At 60.3% G+C, this 13385-nt stretch carries 15 protein-coding genes; 7 read left to right on the top strand and 8 right to left on the bottom strand.

Going from position 1 to position 13385, the window contains the following annotated elements:
- Positions 1-252: 252 nt before the first annotated feature.
- The 4 genes from IC231_RS19705 to IC231_RS19690 all read left to right on the top strand — a co-directional run bounded on the left by IC231_RS19705 (position 253) and on the right by IC231_RS19690 (position 2849).
- Entirely contained in the window at positions 253-1287 is a 1035-nt protein-coding gene (locus tag IC231_RS19705; RefSeq protein ID WP_190786185.1) for a sensor histidine kinase, read from the top strand.
- Complete coding sequence (locus IC231_RS19700; RefSeq protein WP_190786184.1) at positions 1256-1984, top strand: LytR/AlgR family response regulator transcription factor; 729 nt, start codon at positions 1256-1258, stop codon at positions 1982-1984. The genes IC231_RS19705 and IC231_RS19700 overlap by 32 nt, the downstream gene beginning before the upstream one ends.
- Positions 1985-2180: 196 nt before the next feature.
- Positions 2181-2399 (top strand): hypothetical protein, encoded by a 219-nt coding sequence (locus IC231_RS19695; RefSeq protein WP_190786183.1) that lies wholly within the window; start codon positions 2181-2183, stop codon positions 2397-2399.
- Positions 2400-2420: 21 nt separating this feature from the next.
- A complete protein-coding gene (locus tag IC231_RS19690) occupies positions 2421-2849 on the top strand; it encodes a hypothetical protein (RefSeq protein WP_190786182.1) in 429 nt (142 codons plus the stop codon).
- 292 nt (positions 2850-3141) lie between these two features.
- Here IC231_RS19690 and IC231_RS19685 read toward each other — a convergent pair whose 3' ends face one another.
- Entirely contained in the window at positions 3142-3705 is a 564-nt protein-coding gene (locus IC231_RS19685) for a hypothetical protein (RefSeq protein ID WP_190786181.1), read from the bottom strand.
- Between the two features lie 38 nt (positions 3706-3743).
- On the bottom strand, positions 3744-4475 hold the full coding sequence (locus IC231_RS19680) for a TlpA family protein disulfide reductase (RefSeq protein ID WP_190786180.1): 732 nt from the start codon (positions 4473-4475) through the stop codon (positions 3744-3746).
- A 161-nt stretch (positions 4476-4636) separates the two neighbouring features.
- Between IC231_RS19680 and IC231_RS19675 the strand changes: the two genes are divergently transcribed.
- A complete protein-coding gene (locus IC231_RS19675; RefSeq protein ID WP_190786179.1) occupies positions 4637-5353 on the top strand; it encodes a DUF92 domain-containing protein in 717 nt (238 codons plus the stop codon).
- A 184-nt stretch (positions 5354-5537) separates the two neighbouring features.
- Here the strand turns inward: IC231_RS19675 and IC231_RS19670 are convergent, their stop codons facing one another.
- Together IC231_RS19670 and IC231_RS19665 are read right to left on the bottom strand one after the other, a co-directional pair.
- Positions 5538-6944, bottom strand: coding sequence for an alpha-amylase family glycosyl hydrolase (locus tag IC231_RS19670; RefSeq protein ID WP_211539210.1), 1407 nt, complete (start codon positions 6942-6944; stop codon positions 5538-5540).
- Between the two features lie 394 nt (positions 6945-7338).
- The gene (locus IC231_RS19665) at positions 7339-7884 is read right to left on the bottom strand and encodes an alpha/beta hydrolase (protein WP_190786178.1); all 546 of its coding nucleotides are present in this window, start codon (positions 7882-7884) and stop codon (positions 7339-7341) included.
- A 201-nt stretch (positions 7885-8085) separates the two neighbouring features.
- On the opposite strand from IC231_RS19665, the gene IC231_RS19660 reads away from it, so the two are divergent.
- Positions 8086-8628 carry a hypothetical protein gene (locus IC231_RS19660; protein WP_190786177.1) on the top strand — a complete coding sequence of 181 codons (543 nt, stop codon included), beginning with the start codon at positions 8086-8088 and terminating at the stop codon, positions 8626-8628.
- Between the two features lie 13 nt (positions 8629-8641).
- On the top strand, positions 8642-9409 hold the full coding sequence (locus tag IC231_RS19655; protein WP_190786176.1) for a hypothetical protein: 768 nt from the start codon (positions 8642-8644) through the stop codon (positions 9407-9409).
- A gap of 205 nt (positions 9410-9614) precedes the next feature.
- On the opposite strand, the gene IC231_RS19650 is transcribed toward IC231_RS19655, so the two are convergent.
- The 4 genes from IC231_RS19650 to IC231_RS19635 all read right to left on the bottom strand — a co-directional run.
- Entirely contained in the window at positions 9615-10376 is a 762-nt protein-coding gene (locus IC231_RS19650; RefSeq protein WP_190786175.1) for a hypothetical protein, read from the bottom strand.
- Positions 10377-10564: 188 nt separating this feature from the next.
- Entirely contained in the window at positions 10565-11269 is a 705-nt protein-coding gene (locus tag IC231_RS19645; protein WP_190786174.1) for a LytR/AlgR family response regulator transcription factor, read from the bottom strand.
- A complete protein-coding gene (locus IC231_RS19640; protein ID WP_190786173.1) occupies positions 11266-12387 on the bottom strand; it encodes a sensor histidine kinase in 1122 nt (373 codons plus the stop codon). The genes IC231_RS19645 and IC231_RS19640 overlap by 4 nt, the downstream gene beginning before the upstream one ends.
- A partial coding sequence (locus tag IC231_RS19635; protein ID WP_190786172.1) for a histidine kinase occupies positions 12384-13385 on the bottom strand: 1002 nt, incomplete at its 5' end. The genes IC231_RS19635 and IC231_RS19640, both read right to left, overlap by 4 nt.

Here is a 13385-nt window from a genome sequence, read left to right as displayed (position 1 = left end):
GTTGCTTCGGTTTATTCTAAAAAAGACAAGCCCGGCACCTTGGCCACTGCCGCTTTCTTTATTTCAGGACGAAGCAATTGGCAGCGGCTCGAATAGCGAAACCCGATATGCTGTTGCGGGGAAGTACTCGACCAAGTGGGGCTTTGCTGCCGCGAAATCATTGGCAGGCTCATTTTCCCCTCCCGTAGAGTAACCTTTGCAGCTGGTCGAAACGCTGGCCCGGGGCCCACCCGAAAATCCCACCTTTGTGCGATGGAGCGCGTCAAAAAAATCTTCTGGCTGATTCACCTGGTTGTCTGGGTCTTGTTCGCTTCGCTGGTTGTCCTGCAGCTGAGCAGTGACAACGATGCTCACTGGCGGAGCACAACGGTGGGATTCATTGCCACCTGTCTGTATGTTTTCTACAGCAATTTCTACCTGCTGACCAAGTACACTGGTCAGCGGAAAGGCAAAGACTATCGGCTCCAAATGGTGGCCATCGTGCTGACCGGGCCGGTTCCGTTTTTGCTTTTCCACCAGAAACCGTTCGAGTTCATGCAATACTTCGGGTATTACATGCTGCACCAACTTACGGTGGTCATCTTTCTGTGCCTGAGCTGGCTGGCCCGGGTCACCGAGACACTGGTGCTGAACACCATCCGGAAAGAGCAGCTGGAGAAGCAGGCCGTGGAGGCCGAACTCACCAACCTGAAGTCGCAGATTAATCCGCACTTCCTGTTCAATACCCTCAACAACATCCACACGCTGGTCTACAAGCAGGCCCCGGCCGCCCCGGAAGCCGTCATGCACTTGGCCTCGCTGATGCGCTACATGATTTATGAGTCCAACGCGGCCACGGTGCCGCTGGCCCGGGAGATGGACTATCTGCAGGATTATGTGAGCCTGCAGCAGCTTCGCTACAAGCACAGCCCAGTGGTCGACCTGCAGATAGAAGGGGAGACGGCCGCCTGCTTCATTGCCCCTCTGCTGTTCATTCACCTGCTGGAAAACGCCTACAAGCACAGCCCCGGCCGCCTGGAACCCGGCGACCTCAAGGTCAGGGTAGAGATACAAGAAGGCGATTTGACCTTCAGTGTCCGGAATCCCATTGCCAAAAAGCCGGCTAACACGCTGGAAGAGCCGGGCGGCATCGGGCTGCCCAACGTTCGGAAAAGGCTGGCGTTATTGTATCCCGACCAGCATACGCTCACCATTCAGGACTCCGGTGACACCTTCACAGTCCTGCTTACCATCCACGGCCTTCGCGCCCCGGCCCATGAAAGACAAGCTCACCTGCTACATCATTGAGGACGAGCACCTGGCCCAGGAAATGCTGGAAGAGTATATCAGCAAAGTTTCGTTTCTGGAGTTGAAAGGCACCTTCATGAGTCCCCTGGAGGCGGCGGCTCATCTGGCGGCTGACCAGCCCGACCTGCTGTTTCTGGATATTAACATGCCGGACCTCGACGGGCTCAGCTTCATCCCGATGCTGAATCCCAAGCCCCTGATCATCCTCACCACCGCCTACGACCAGTACGCGCTGAAGGCCTATGATCTGGAAGTGAAGGACTACCTGCTGAAACCCTTCACTTTTGAGCGGTTCTACAAAGCCGTGCTGCGCCTGTACCAGGAGCAAAGCCCCCGGCCGGCCCCGGAAAAGAAGGAGAAAAAAGCGGCAACGAAGCCGGAGCAGGAGTATATTTTTCTCAAGGTGGGCCACCGCATCCAGAAAGTGGCAACCCGCGACATTCTCTTCGTGGAAGGCATGAAGGACTACCTGCGAATTCATACCCGGGAAGAAAAGATTATGACCCTGCTCAGCTTCGCCAAATTGGAAGAACTGCTGCCCGCCCAGGAGTTTGCGCGCGTACACCGGTCCTTTCTGGTCGCCATCGACAAGATTGACCACATCGAGAAAAACCGGATTCAGATTGCCGACCAGCTGATTCCCATCAGTGACACCTATGCCGAGGCGTTTTATAACAGGCTAAAAGGACTGCAGTAGCAGGTTACCTAACCTGACTGCCTTCACGGCGGGGACATTGACCGTCTGTCCTGGTGCAAAGCCGCTAAAGCGCAAGCCACCAGATCTAATTGGCTAACCAGTAATCCACTACTGGCTACGCCTCGTATACGTAGGTGTACCATCCGGTCCAGCGGCGGGCGTACGATGTTTTCTGCTGCTACCTGGGCCTTCCTCTATGCTACCGGAAGATGATGATATCCATTTTCAGGCCCTGCGTAACGCCCAGACGCAGCCCCAGCGCCAACAAGTCCTAGCGCAATTGCATGCAGTCGACCCCGCGCGCTATGCAGCTGCTCCCGCGCGCGTGCAGCGCCTGTATGAGGGGTATGTAGCCGGGGAGCTGTGCTGGGACGACGTGTGCGCCTTGCGCGATGCGCCGCTGCACTTACCCTAACCTGTTTTTCCTTCTCCGGCCATGCAGCTTTTTACCTTGCGCGATGTGGACGGCAGTAGCTGCACGCTCACCTACGAGTCGGAAAACCAGTGGCTGCGTGCCACCTGGCAAGGCTACATTGACACGGCCGAAGCCCTGCGCGGCGCGCAGCAGTACCTGGTGCAGGCCGCTGCCTATCCCTGTCCGTATCTGCTGAATGACAACCTGGCCCTGAAAGGCCCGTGGTTTGATTCGGTGCAGTGGCTTCAGCACGTCTGGCTACCGCAGGCCCGGCACCTGGGTCTGCGCTACCTGGCCCACGTCGTACAGGCTGATACGCACCACGACATACTGACCTTTCCGGCGGGCCTGGCAGCAGAGTTGGAGCTGCAGTGCTTCGAGTCCTTGCCGGAAGCCGAGGAATGGCTGCGCAGCTGCCAGGCCACGACCGCTGCCCTGAGGTGCCAGTAAAAAACAAGCCCCCGAAACGCCAGGCCGGATCCTGCTGACCTGGGGCCCAATAAACAGAAAGCGGGGCCAAGGGGCACCCGCTCTCTGCACGTATTGAATGGACCCAGAAAAGCTACGCAAAAAGTATGAACTGCGCCCAAAAAGCCGGAATGCCCCGACCGGGCGGGTCGGGGCATTCGCGGGTTTGGTTGTGGAAAAGGGGAGCGGAACGTAAACACGTCGTTTACTGCAAGCCAAGGTGCACCCATTCCTCCACGCATTCAAGGCCCTTTTGCCCCGAATTGTGACATCATTATTTCGCGGGACGCAGTGTGGCGGTGATGGAGGAAAAAAACTGCTGCCGCTCCGCCTGCCCACTGGTGCCCGCCGTGTCCTTTACGTCGCGCGGCAGAAAGTTGAATCCGTAGCACACATCCCCCACCAGCAGCCCGCGGCTGAACTTGACCGTTTTCAGGCCGGTGCCTTTGTGAACCGAGCGGAATTTTACCTCAACGCCCTCGCCGGCTGCCGTCGGGAAGGTGGTGCGGGTCAGCAGCTGGCCCTTCAGATCACCCACCAGGCTGCGCAGGAAGCCGTCGTAAAATGATTGCCGATCAGCCGGGCTGTGCACCTGTGCGGCCATCTCCGGCGTGAGTTGCATGCGGATGATCTGGTACATGCCGACCTCGTCATTGGCGATGAACAGCCGCAGGTTGGGTTGCGACAGTCCTTGTTTGGCCAGGTCAATCTCCTGCGGAGGCGAGGGCAGCTGCACGGAAAGCTGCGTATCCACGGCGTACGCAGACCAGGTAGTCCATGCCAGCGCCGTCAGCGGGAGCAGCGCGCCCAGCAGCAGCAGTGCTGCGCGGTAACGCATCCCGCGAAGGATGGTATAAGCGGAGTGGATAGCACTACTCATTTCGCTTCCTCGATTGCCTGCTGCAGATAAGCCGCCATGTTAGGATGGTACTGCGCGTGAAAGACCACCTTGCCCTGCCGGTCCAGCACTAGGTTGGTAGGAAAGGACTTAACGCCGTAGCGCTCGGCAATATAGCGTCCATCGGTTACCAGGGCATAGTCGTACGGGCGTTTTTCAACAAACGCTTGCACCGCGGCCCGCTCATCCAAGGCGACGGCCAGAAAAACGACATCGTCCCGCTGGGCGTAGTGCTGCACCAGCTTGTTGAGCTCGGGAATCTCCAACCGGCAGGGACCACAGTTGATAAACCAGAAGTTGAGGACCACGATTTTACCGGCCAGCTCCTTGCTGTCGTACTTACGGCCCTGCAGGTCACGCAGCTTAAAGGCCGGCAATTCCTGCCCGGTCGTAAAGAACGGGCTGGGCGCCGGCGCCGGGAGCCGGGCCAGCTGCCGGGCCCGCTCCTCCGCCGTTTGGCTCACCACCCGAAACGTGGGGGCACTGGGGGAATAGTCGGGAGCGGGAGTCAGCTTATACTCTCCCGTCGCGACCATCTGGCGCCACACCATATATGGTAAGCGGGTGCCGCCAGCATCCGTAACGACCGACTGCTCGGTTAACCGGATTTTCGGCTGCTGGCTGGGGGCGGCGGCAGGAGCGGTGCCGGTCTGCGCTAACGCCGTCGTCGAAATGAGTAGAGATAAGGCGAGAGGATACAGATACTTCATGCAGTAAAGATATGCGCGGCGGTCAGGGTGGCACAGCGCCTTAGGGCAGTAGGCTAAAAAAATCCGGAGCGTAGGCAGGGGCCGAAGGTTCGCGGTTTGGTAGCGCGTCCGCCTGCCCGAAGGCACAGCGCATATGGGCCGTGGGCTGTACTTTTGGGGCTATGGCATTTGCGCTTCGCTTCGGGTTGGTTCTGCTGCTGCTCGCCCTGGGCATGGGCTACAGTGCGCGGGCCGGAAAGCTTACCCCGGCCGGCGTCTGGACCGGGGGCGGGCTGGGGCTGCTTATCTACCTGGGCGGCGGCTTTACGGGGTTGGCGGTGCTGGCGCTGTTTTTTGGGCTGGGTACGGCCGCCTCCGCCTGGCAAGTGGGTGAGAAGCGCCGGCTGGGCCTGGCCGAGGAAAACAAGGGGCGTCGCACCGCCGGTCAGGTGCTGGCCAATGCCGGCCTGGCCGGCCTGCTGGGACTAGTGGCCTGGCAGCTGCCGCGCTACGGCGCCCTGGCGCAGCTGATGCTGGCCGGCTGCTTTGCTGCTGCAACGGCCGACACGCTGGCTTCCGAGCTGGGCAACCTCTACGGCCGCCGCTACTATAACATCCTCACGCTTCGGCCGGACACGCGCGGCCTGAATGGCGTGGTGAGCCTGGAGGGCACGCTGCTGGGACTGGGCGGCAGCGCCCTGGTGGCCGCCGTGTACTGCGCCGGGTTTGGCTGGGGGCCCGCTTTCGGCTGGCTGCTGGTTGCGGGTACGGCGGGCAACCTGGTAGACTCCCTCATCGGGGCCACGCTGGAGCGGGCAGGGGTGGTGACCAACAACCTGGTCAACCTGCTCAACACGCTGACCGGAGCCGTGGTCGCGGCCGTGCTGGCCAACTGGTAGGAGGCAGCTGCCCGCGCCAAGTGGGGTAGCGGGTATACAGGGCAAGATTCGCGTTAACTACCGGACGTGTAACGTAAGTCGACTAGCCCGCGTGAGAGATAGTGTTTGCTGGCTCTTCAAGTATCCTCGGCCCGGTCCCGCCTGGATTCCGGGCCGAGGATACCAGAACAGTGAATTATCCAGCCTATTTTTTCAGTACCAAGTAGCCGTAGGCCGGCAGCGAAATCTGAGTGCCCACGGTGACGGAACCACCCTGCAGCGCATTCGTCCAGGTAGTGTTGGCCAGCGCCGCCGGTACGGAATAGGTCGTAGCGGTATTGCGCACATTGGCCAGCACAAAGGCCTGCTCGGCGCCGGCCGTTTTGGTGAAGGCGCACACCGTGGCCGTGCTGTAGGCCGTAGGTACACCGACCCGCAGGGCGGCGCTGCCGGCGCGCACGGCCAGCAGCTGCTTATAGGCCCGCTTTACGTCAGGGTTGGTGCCCCAGGCGACCTTTACGGAGGTAAACGGGAAGGGAATTGCCTGACTCATACCGGCTTCCTGCCCGTTATACACCATGGGAGTGCCCTTGTACAAGGCCGTTATCACGAAGGCCGACATGGCCCCGGCCTTGCCCCCGAACAAGGTGACGGGCGTGCCATCGGAGCCGTTCACGTCGTGGTTGGTAATGTAGCGCACGACCTGCTGCGTACCCGTAGCCCCGGCGTATTCGCTGGTGTTCAGGGCGTCAAGGGTAGTGGCAGGCGCCCCGTTCTTATAGACCTGGTAAATGCCACCGTAGAAGTTAAAGCCAAAGTTGTAGTCGAAGCCGGAAGTGAAATTGGCCGCCCGGGTGCCTTCGGCCAGCAGCAGCAGCTTGTGCGTTTTAATGGCGCGCAGCGTATCGACCGCCTGCTGCCAGAAATAATTGGGCTGGAAGTCCGCGTAGTCGCAACGGAACCCGTCCACGTTGGCCGAGTACACCCACGACTTCATGGCTGAAATCATTTCCACGCGCAGCGTTGCGTTGGTGAAGTTGAGTTGGGCCACGTCGTTGTAGGTGGTGCCGTTGTTGGATACGGGCGTGATGGCGCCAGAAGCATTTTTCTGGTACCACTCGGGGTGCTGCGTAATCCAGGCGTTGTCCCAGCTGGTGTGGTTGGCTACCCAATCGAGCATGACGGCCATGCCCCGGGCGTGGGCGGCGTCCACCAGGGTCCGCAAGTCCGTCAGGGAGCCAAACTCCAGATTAACCGAGCGGTAGTCCTTGACCGCATAGGGTGAGTTCACAGATTTGCTGTCGGTGCCGATCGGATAAATCGGCATCAGGTACAGCACGTTTACTCCCAGATCCTTAATCGAGTCTAGGCGGGCAGTTACGCCGGCAAAGTTACCGCCCTGGCTGAAGGCGCGCATATTCACCTGGTACATCACCGCATCCTGCCGGTCGGGTACTCCGGCGAAGGGCGTACCGTACTGGGGTGGGGTAGGAATGGTATTGGTGATACCCGGGTCCGGAGTCGGCGCTGCGGATTCTTCCGTTTTGCAGGCCCCCAACAACCCGGCCGCTACTACGAGCGCCAGACTAATTCTAGATGTAAAGTGAAGCACCGGAATGGGATGTAGAAAATGAGATGTTGGGTGAGAAAAGAGGCGCAAGTCGTCGCTTATTGTCGCCGGATGGTGGCCCCTACCGGTGGCATTACTGCGTCGGACCGAAAGTCATCCTGCCAGGCCAATGTGCCCAACCAGGAGCGTGAGGGCAGTGGCGCACAGGCGGAAAAAGGAGTGTCGCATCGTAGCCGAAGATACGCCGCCAACAGGTAATAGAACGCTTTCAGTGGCGCCTACTGTAGAAACATTCTGGAGCCGACTCATCCTGCTGACCGACCAAGAGTAAACTGCCTGTCTCGTTGAGCGAATAACCTTCCAGCCGCTTGAAAGAGCCGCAGTACTTTTGCCGGGTGTTAAATACGGGCTTGCCGGAATGCTTACCCAGCGAGGATTACAGCAATTTGATGTCGCGGGCAACCAGTGAAAGGCCGTGCGTGAACTGATGGCCGCCACTGGGTAGGTGCCGCACGTGGGCCTGCGGCAGCTGCTGAGCATACAGGTCGAGGTGCGCAATGGGCACCTGCTCGTCATCATGGCAGTGGTAGAGGAAAACCGGAACGGTAGCCGGGAGCCTGCTCGCAAAATCGGCGGGTAGTTTCAGAGCTTCTTTCCAGTCTTCGTTGCCCTGCCAGTAGGGGGTAGCCAGTAGAAACAGGCCGGCGAACGGGTGCGGCTTGGAACGTTGGGCAAGGTATTTCAGCAGCATGGAAGCGCCCAGCGAATGGGCTACTACCATGCTGCCCGATGGGAGTACCGACAGCGCGTTGCCGATTTGCTGTAGCCGTCCAAAATCCGGGGTTGGCTCCGCAGGCAAGCGCGGGTACTGCACGGCATACGCATCGCCCAGGGCTTGCTGCAGCGACGTGACGAGCGGGCTATCGGCCACATAATCATCTTCTGCGCCGCCCCCCTGGATAAAGAGTACCTGCTGGACCATGATTTGGGAGAAATTGTGAGGGAGGGCTACGAGCTGCTCAACGTTTCAATCTGTCGGTGGGCCAGTATGGCCTCTGACTTCGGTTGAACTACACTTGGTTGGCAAGCGACTAGGAGCCCACTACCCAGTACTAGGTATTTACTAACAATATAGCTAAAGGTATATTTAGCCGAAATTCTACCACATTCATCGCCACTACTTATGAAAAAATGCTTACTCGTTTTGTTGGGTGTGTTGTTGGGAATGCAGGCCGCGCAGGCGCAGCGCATAGAAATCGAGTCCAAGCTGAAGCTGGCCGAGGATAGTACCAAAAACAAGACCTATACGATCAACTTCAGTATCAAAGGCTCCAAGCCGGGTGAGGTGTATGCCGTTTCTATTGAGGACCGAAACAAGGGGAAAGCTACGCCCACCGTGGACTACACCTTCAGTCCCAACCCAACGCCGGTAACGGTAACGAATACTACGTCCATGCTGGGCAGCTTCACCATTATCGTCAATAACGATGCGGAGAAAGGAGAGCCGGACGAGAGCATCATTCTGCGCATGCAGGCGCAGAAAACCACCAGCCCCGATACGATGCTGATTAAGTATGTCACGTTCACTATCACGGACGCCCACAAGCCCGTGCCAGGCAAATATGCCGTGAAAGCCATTGCCGATACGAGCTACAACAATCTCAGGATCCTGACGGCGGCCAGTCGATTTCTTCGGCAAACCGCAGTTCAAAGAATTTGCGGGTGATTTGACACTGAACATGCCGGAACTCTGGTCGGTAAATGATAAATGGACCATAGGTCTTAATACTAGCATCTTCCACTACCACTACTACACCGCCGATTCCTCGCGGGGAAGAAACTACGCTGAGAATATTCTGCTTGACCCGGCCACGCAGGCGCTCATCCCGGATTCCACCCGCTTCGTGCGCAACGGATTCAATCTGGAGTCGAAGTCGGACTACCGCACCTGGGGCTATACTGTCCAGATACTCCTGGGCCGGGCTGATTTGGACAAGAAACGCATGGTTCGTTCCTACCCTACTATCCATCTGGAAGGCCTGAGTACCCGGACCACGACGACGACCAAGAAAATACCCATCCGTGCGGATACGCTGGTCTATAATGCAGGCTATGCCAACCGGCCCTTCACCGGTATTGCCCGGCCCGTCAACACCGTGGAGGTAACCAATAGAACCAAAGCCTACTTCGGCGTGGGGTACACGACCTATGTGTCCATACCCAAGAAGTTCGACTTCTATGGGCAAGCCATTTTCGGTGTCAGCACCAATAACCCGGTGTATAAGGTGGCTTCCGAGGAACTGCCGCCGAATGGACGAAGAACCATTGTGACTACCACTTATGGCCCTAAGGCATTCTATCTGTTCAAAACCAGAATTACAGAGAAGTACACCAAGCTGAATGGCACAGCAGGGGTAGAGGTTCGAGGCAACCTCGGCGAAACCGACCCTTTCATTGCCGCCTACCTCGGTATCCAGCTCACCCTCGATACCTTCTTCAAAAAGTAAGCCTGGAAACGGCCTGCTACCAGCACGCCCCCCTTGTTGAACCTCACCACTTTGATAGTGGTGGCGCTGCCTATACCATTCTCATGCGCACTGAACCCGAGCAGGTAAGTGGCATTGACGCCTGGCCGAACCCGGCCTGGAAACAAAAAGACCAGCCGGCGGGGCCGACTGGTCTTTGCTGAGAGTGGCGTGTTGGCTGCCTGGCCTAGAAGGCGACATTGCTGAACGAGCCGGCCGTGAGCGTGCGCGTCCCGGTCGCTCCGGTCCCGCGGGGCGGGGCCACGGCGGTGAACGTGCCCGATGCCCGGCGTGGACTGGCGCTCACCGACGTGATGGTAACCGTACCGGTACCGCCTGCGGCCGAGGTGCTCCACTCAGCCAGGCTGCTGCCTGCCACCTCGGTCACGGTGATTTCGGAGGTGCTGCCTGCCCCGCCGAAGGTGTAGGTCCGCGCGCTGGTCGGTAAGCCGTCTAGGCTCAGTGAGACGATCCGGCTGCCCTGGTTACTGCTGCCCTGGATGATGAGGGAGCCGAACAAGGCATTGCCTGTGACTAGGTTGGCCGTGGTGGGGGTTCCGTTGACGGTGTAGGCCAAGCTGCCGCCGCCCGTACTGCCCATCGTCGCTGTTACCGGGGTGGCGGTGGCCGTCCCGCCGGCAGTCACCGTCACGGATTGCGTGGCCGGCGCCGCAAAGCCCGTCGCGGGCGCGTAGCTCAGCGTGTAGGTGCCGGGAACCAGGTTAGGAAACGAGTAGGCGCCGCTGGCAGTGGGGGTGGCCGTAGCCGTGGTGACCGGCGTGGCGCTGCTGGTAGCCGTGACGGTGGTCACCGCGTTGGCTGGGGTAATCTGCCCGTTTATGGTACCAGTAGTCGGGGCCGGGGCCGGGTCGTCGCTGCCGCAGGAGGACATCACCAGGTTAGTCGCGATGATAAAGGCCAACAAAAGATAGTGAGCGAAGTGCTTCATGTAGTAGCGGAAGAAAGGGATGAGGTAAGCGCAAAGGTAAGAGGGGTAGTAGAGCAGTACACGTAGGCCCATAGCTGTCTACCCAAAGTAGGCTCATGATTCATATCTATGCTGAATAGCCCATGCCCGTCGCATCTGCGAGCGCAAAGTCTGGCACCGCCAAGGGATTGCCTTCCGGGACGACGCACTTACCGGAGCACCGCGCCGACCTGCTGCCGGTACATACGCCCGATGGGCAGCTCCTGTCCGGCTACTTCCAGGTGGCTCGGGCAGTAGGTATGCACTTTGTCGAGAGCCACGATGAAGGAGCGGTGGACCCGCAGGAAATTGCTGGCCGAGAGCTTTTCCTCCATGCTATTGATAGTTTGCTTGACTACTAGGGCCGGCCCTGCGGCGCAGTGAATCTTCACATAATCCTTCAGGCCCTCCACGTACAGCACCTCGCGCAGCACCACCTTCACCATCTTGCGGTCGATGCGGAAGTAGAGGAAGGCGTCGGGGTTGGGCCCGGCCGGGGCTTCGGCCAGCGCGGGCGGGGCTTCGGTTTTGGTGGCTTTGGCCACGGCTTTCAAAAACCGCTCCAGCGACACGGGCTTGAGCAGGTAATCCACCGCATTCAGCTCGAAACCCTCGTAGGCGTACTCCCGGTAGGCCGTGGTGAAGATAACCTGGGGTGGGTGCGGCAGGCTGCGCAAAAAGTCTGTGCCCAGCATCTTGGGCATCTTGATGTCAAGAAAGAGCAGGTCGACAGGCTGCTGCTGCAGGTCGGCAAAGGCCTGCAGGGCATTGTCGCAGGTACCGACTAGCTCCAGGTGAGCCACTTCCCGCACGTAGGCAGTCAGCACTTCCAGGGCCGGTGGCTCATCGTCGACCAGCAGGCACGTTAGTTTCATGGCAGTTGTGGTTGAAGTGTCGTAACGGGCGCTGTCTGTTGTGGTCGGCCGGGGACCGGTTGGGCCCGCGCCGCGAGCGGCAGGTGCATGATAACGAGAAAGGTATCGGGCTCCGGTACTAGGTGCAGTTGATAGCGCCCGGCGTAATGGTGCTCCAGCCGCTGCCGCACGCGGCGTAGCCCAGCGCCTGCCGTCCAGGCCGCCGCGCCAGGCAGCTGACTATTGATGACTTTGAGTTCGAGCCAGTGGTGGCGCACCACCAAATCGATGCTGATCCAGGCGCAGTCCAGGGCGGGGGCGGTGCCGTGCCGGAACGCGTTTTCCAGGAACGGCAGCAGCAGCAACGGCTCGATGACGTAGTTGGCAAACGCGCCGCTGAAGTTGAGCGAAACGTCTACGCGGCGGCCCAGCCGGAGTTGCTCTAGGGCTACGTAGCGCCGCATCATGGCCACCTCATCGGCCAGCGGCACGGAGTCGTGGGGGCTTTCGTAAAGCATGTAGCGCAACAGCTCGGCCAGGTGCAGCACTGCCTCCGGCGACTCGGGCGCCTTCGCGGCCGTGAGGCGCTGCAGCAACCGAAGCGTGCCGAACAGGAACGCCGGCTGCAGCTGGGCTTTCAGCAGCTGCAGCTCCGTGCGCAGGCGCTGCTGCCGCAACTGCTGGCGCTGGCAGCGCTGCGTCTCCCATTGGCGGGCAATTTTCACCGTCACGGCAATGCCGGCCGTCAGCATGGTGATGAAGAAGGTGTAGTTCAGGGCCCAGTAACTGCCGCGGTGAAACGCCGGATCAGGCCGGGCATGAAATAGGCCCGGCATTATCACGAAATCAAAGCACATAACCGTCAGCATTGTCAGCAGGGCGCAGGCGGCCCCCCACGCGGCCAGCAGCGGCAGAAACGCGAAGAACTGGCGCTGCCGCATCAGCCGCGGCAACAGCCAGTAGAGCAGCGGATACGTGGCCAGCAGCGAGGCCGGCAGTTGGTTGAAAAACAAGCCGCTTACGTACAGCTTGGCGCCGTTGCCCCAGTGCGCGGGCAGCTGCATGAGCAGGGAAAAGGCCAGCATCGCCGCCCAGAACAGACCGTGCCGGACAAACCGGTGTTGCATCACGGTGCTCATGCGGGCACCTGGCTGGTTGCAACTTCCCGCCGCCGGGCCAGGACCGGCCGCCGGCGCCGCGCGGCCATCGACCCGGCCCGGCGGCGGCCCGGTGTAGCGGCCGGGGACAGCTCCCGCAAGCGTAGCCGCAGCCGCACGGTAAAGGTATCAGGCAGCACCTCGACTTCGATCTGATGCTGGCCGGGATAGAGCAGCTGCAAACGCTGGCGCACGTTGCGCAGGCCAATCCCACCGGCTCCCGTGGGAGTGTCGACATTTTTCGTGTTGTGGATGGTGCAGGTGAGGTAATCGGGCGCCAGCGCCAGCCGGATGTGGATGCGGGCAGCCCCCAGCTGCTCGGCGGAGCCGTGCTTGAATGCATTTTCGACCAGCGGCAGCAGCAGCAGCGGCGCAATGCCCGCCCGGGGCGGCATTAAGGGGGCCTCAAACACCACCGTCAGGCGCGGGCCGTAGCGCAGCTGCTCCAGGGCCACGTAGTTGCGCAGCAGGGCCAGCTCGTCGCGCAGGCGCACCAGGGGCGCGTGGCCCTGCTCCATCACAAAATGCAGCAGCCCCCGCAGCCGCTCCACTACCCGTGGCGCCTCCTCCGACTGCCGGAGCGTGAGGGCGTAGAGGTTGTTGAGGGTGTTGAAGAGAAAATGCGGGTGAATCTGGGCTTGCAGCAGCTGCAGCTCCGCCTGGTAGTTTTCCCGCTGGAGCTGCTCATTGGCCAGCTCTTTGCGGCGCCACCGGCGGTATCCCCACAGCCCGGCGGCGGCCCCGGCCGTCAGCAGCAGGGGCAGGTGCAGCGCCGACGACAGCGCCATCCGATGCTCCATCACAAAATGCAGCACCCCCCGCAGCCGCTCCACTACCCGTGGCGCCTCCTCCGACTGCCGGAGCGTGAGGGCGTAGAGGTTGTTGAGGGTGTTGAAGAGAAAATGCGGGTGAATCTGGGCTTGCAGCAGCTGCAGCTCCGCCTGGTAGTTTTCCCGCTGGAGCTGCTCATTGGCCAGCTC

The organism is Hymenobacter duratus (genome assembly GCF_014698995.1).
Lineage (GTDB): Bacteria > Bacteroidota > Bacteroidia > Cytophagales > Hymenobacteraceae > Hymenobacter > Hymenobacter duratus.
The sequence above is the reverse complement of the archived record's forward strand: the minus strand, read 5'-3'. Positions and strand labels throughout refer to the sequence as shown.

Excerpts from the sequence above, each read along its gene's own strand:
- IC231_RS19645 (WP_190786174.1), bottom strand. The coding sequence starts at position 11,269 with ATGAAACTAACGTGCCTGCTGGTCGACGATGAGCCACCGGCCCTGGAA.
- IC231_RS19685 (WP_190786181.1), bottom strand. The coding sequence starts at position 3,705 with ATGCGTTACCGCGCAGCACTGCTGCTGCTGGGCGCGCTGCTCCCGCTG.
- IC231_RS19665 (WP_190786178.1), bottom strand. The coding sequence starts at position 7,884 with ATGGTCCAGCAGGTACTCTTTATCCAGGGGGGCGGCGCAGAAGATGAT.
- IC231_RS19655 (WP_190786176.1), top strand. The coding sequence starts at position 8,642 with ATGCCGGAACTCTGGTCGGTAAATGATAAATGGACCATAGGTCTTAAT.
- IC231_RS19705 (WP_190786185.1), top strand. The coding sequence starts at position 253 with ATGGAGCGCGTCAAAAAAATCTTCTGGCTGATTCACCTGGTTGTCTGG.
- IC231_RS19695 (WP_190786183.1), top strand. The coding sequence starts at position 2,181 with ATGCTACCGGAAGATGATGATATCCATTTTCAGGCCCTGCGTAACGCC.
- IC231_RS19660 (WP_190786177.1), top strand. The coding sequence starts at position 8,086 with ATGAAAAAATGCTTACTCGTTTTGTTGGGTGTGTTGTTGGGAATGCAG.
- IC231_RS19650 (WP_190786175.1), bottom strand. The coding sequence starts at position 10,376 with ATGAAGCACTTCGCTCACTATCTTTTGTTGGCCTTTATCATCGCGACT.
- IC231_RS19700 (WP_190786184.1), top strand. The coding sequence starts at position 1,256 with ATGAAAGACAAGCTCACCTGCTACATCATTGAGGACGAGCACCTGGCC.
- IC231_RS19690 (WP_190786182.1), top strand. The coding sequence starts at position 2,421 with ATGCAGCTTTTTACCTTGCGCGATGTGGACGGCAGTAGCTGCACGCTC.
- IC231_RS19675 (WP_190786179.1), top strand. The coding sequence starts at position 4,637 with ATGGCATTTGCGCTTCGCTTCGGGTTGGTTCTGCTGCTGCTCGCCCTG.
- IC231_RS19640 (WP_190786173.1), bottom strand. The coding sequence starts at position 12,387 with ATGAGCACCGTGATGCAACACCGGTTTGTCCGGCACGGTCTGTTCTGG.
- IC231_RS19680 (WP_190786180.1), bottom strand. The coding sequence starts at position 4,475 with ATGAAGTATCTGTATCCTCTCGCCTTATCTCTACTCATTTCGACGACG.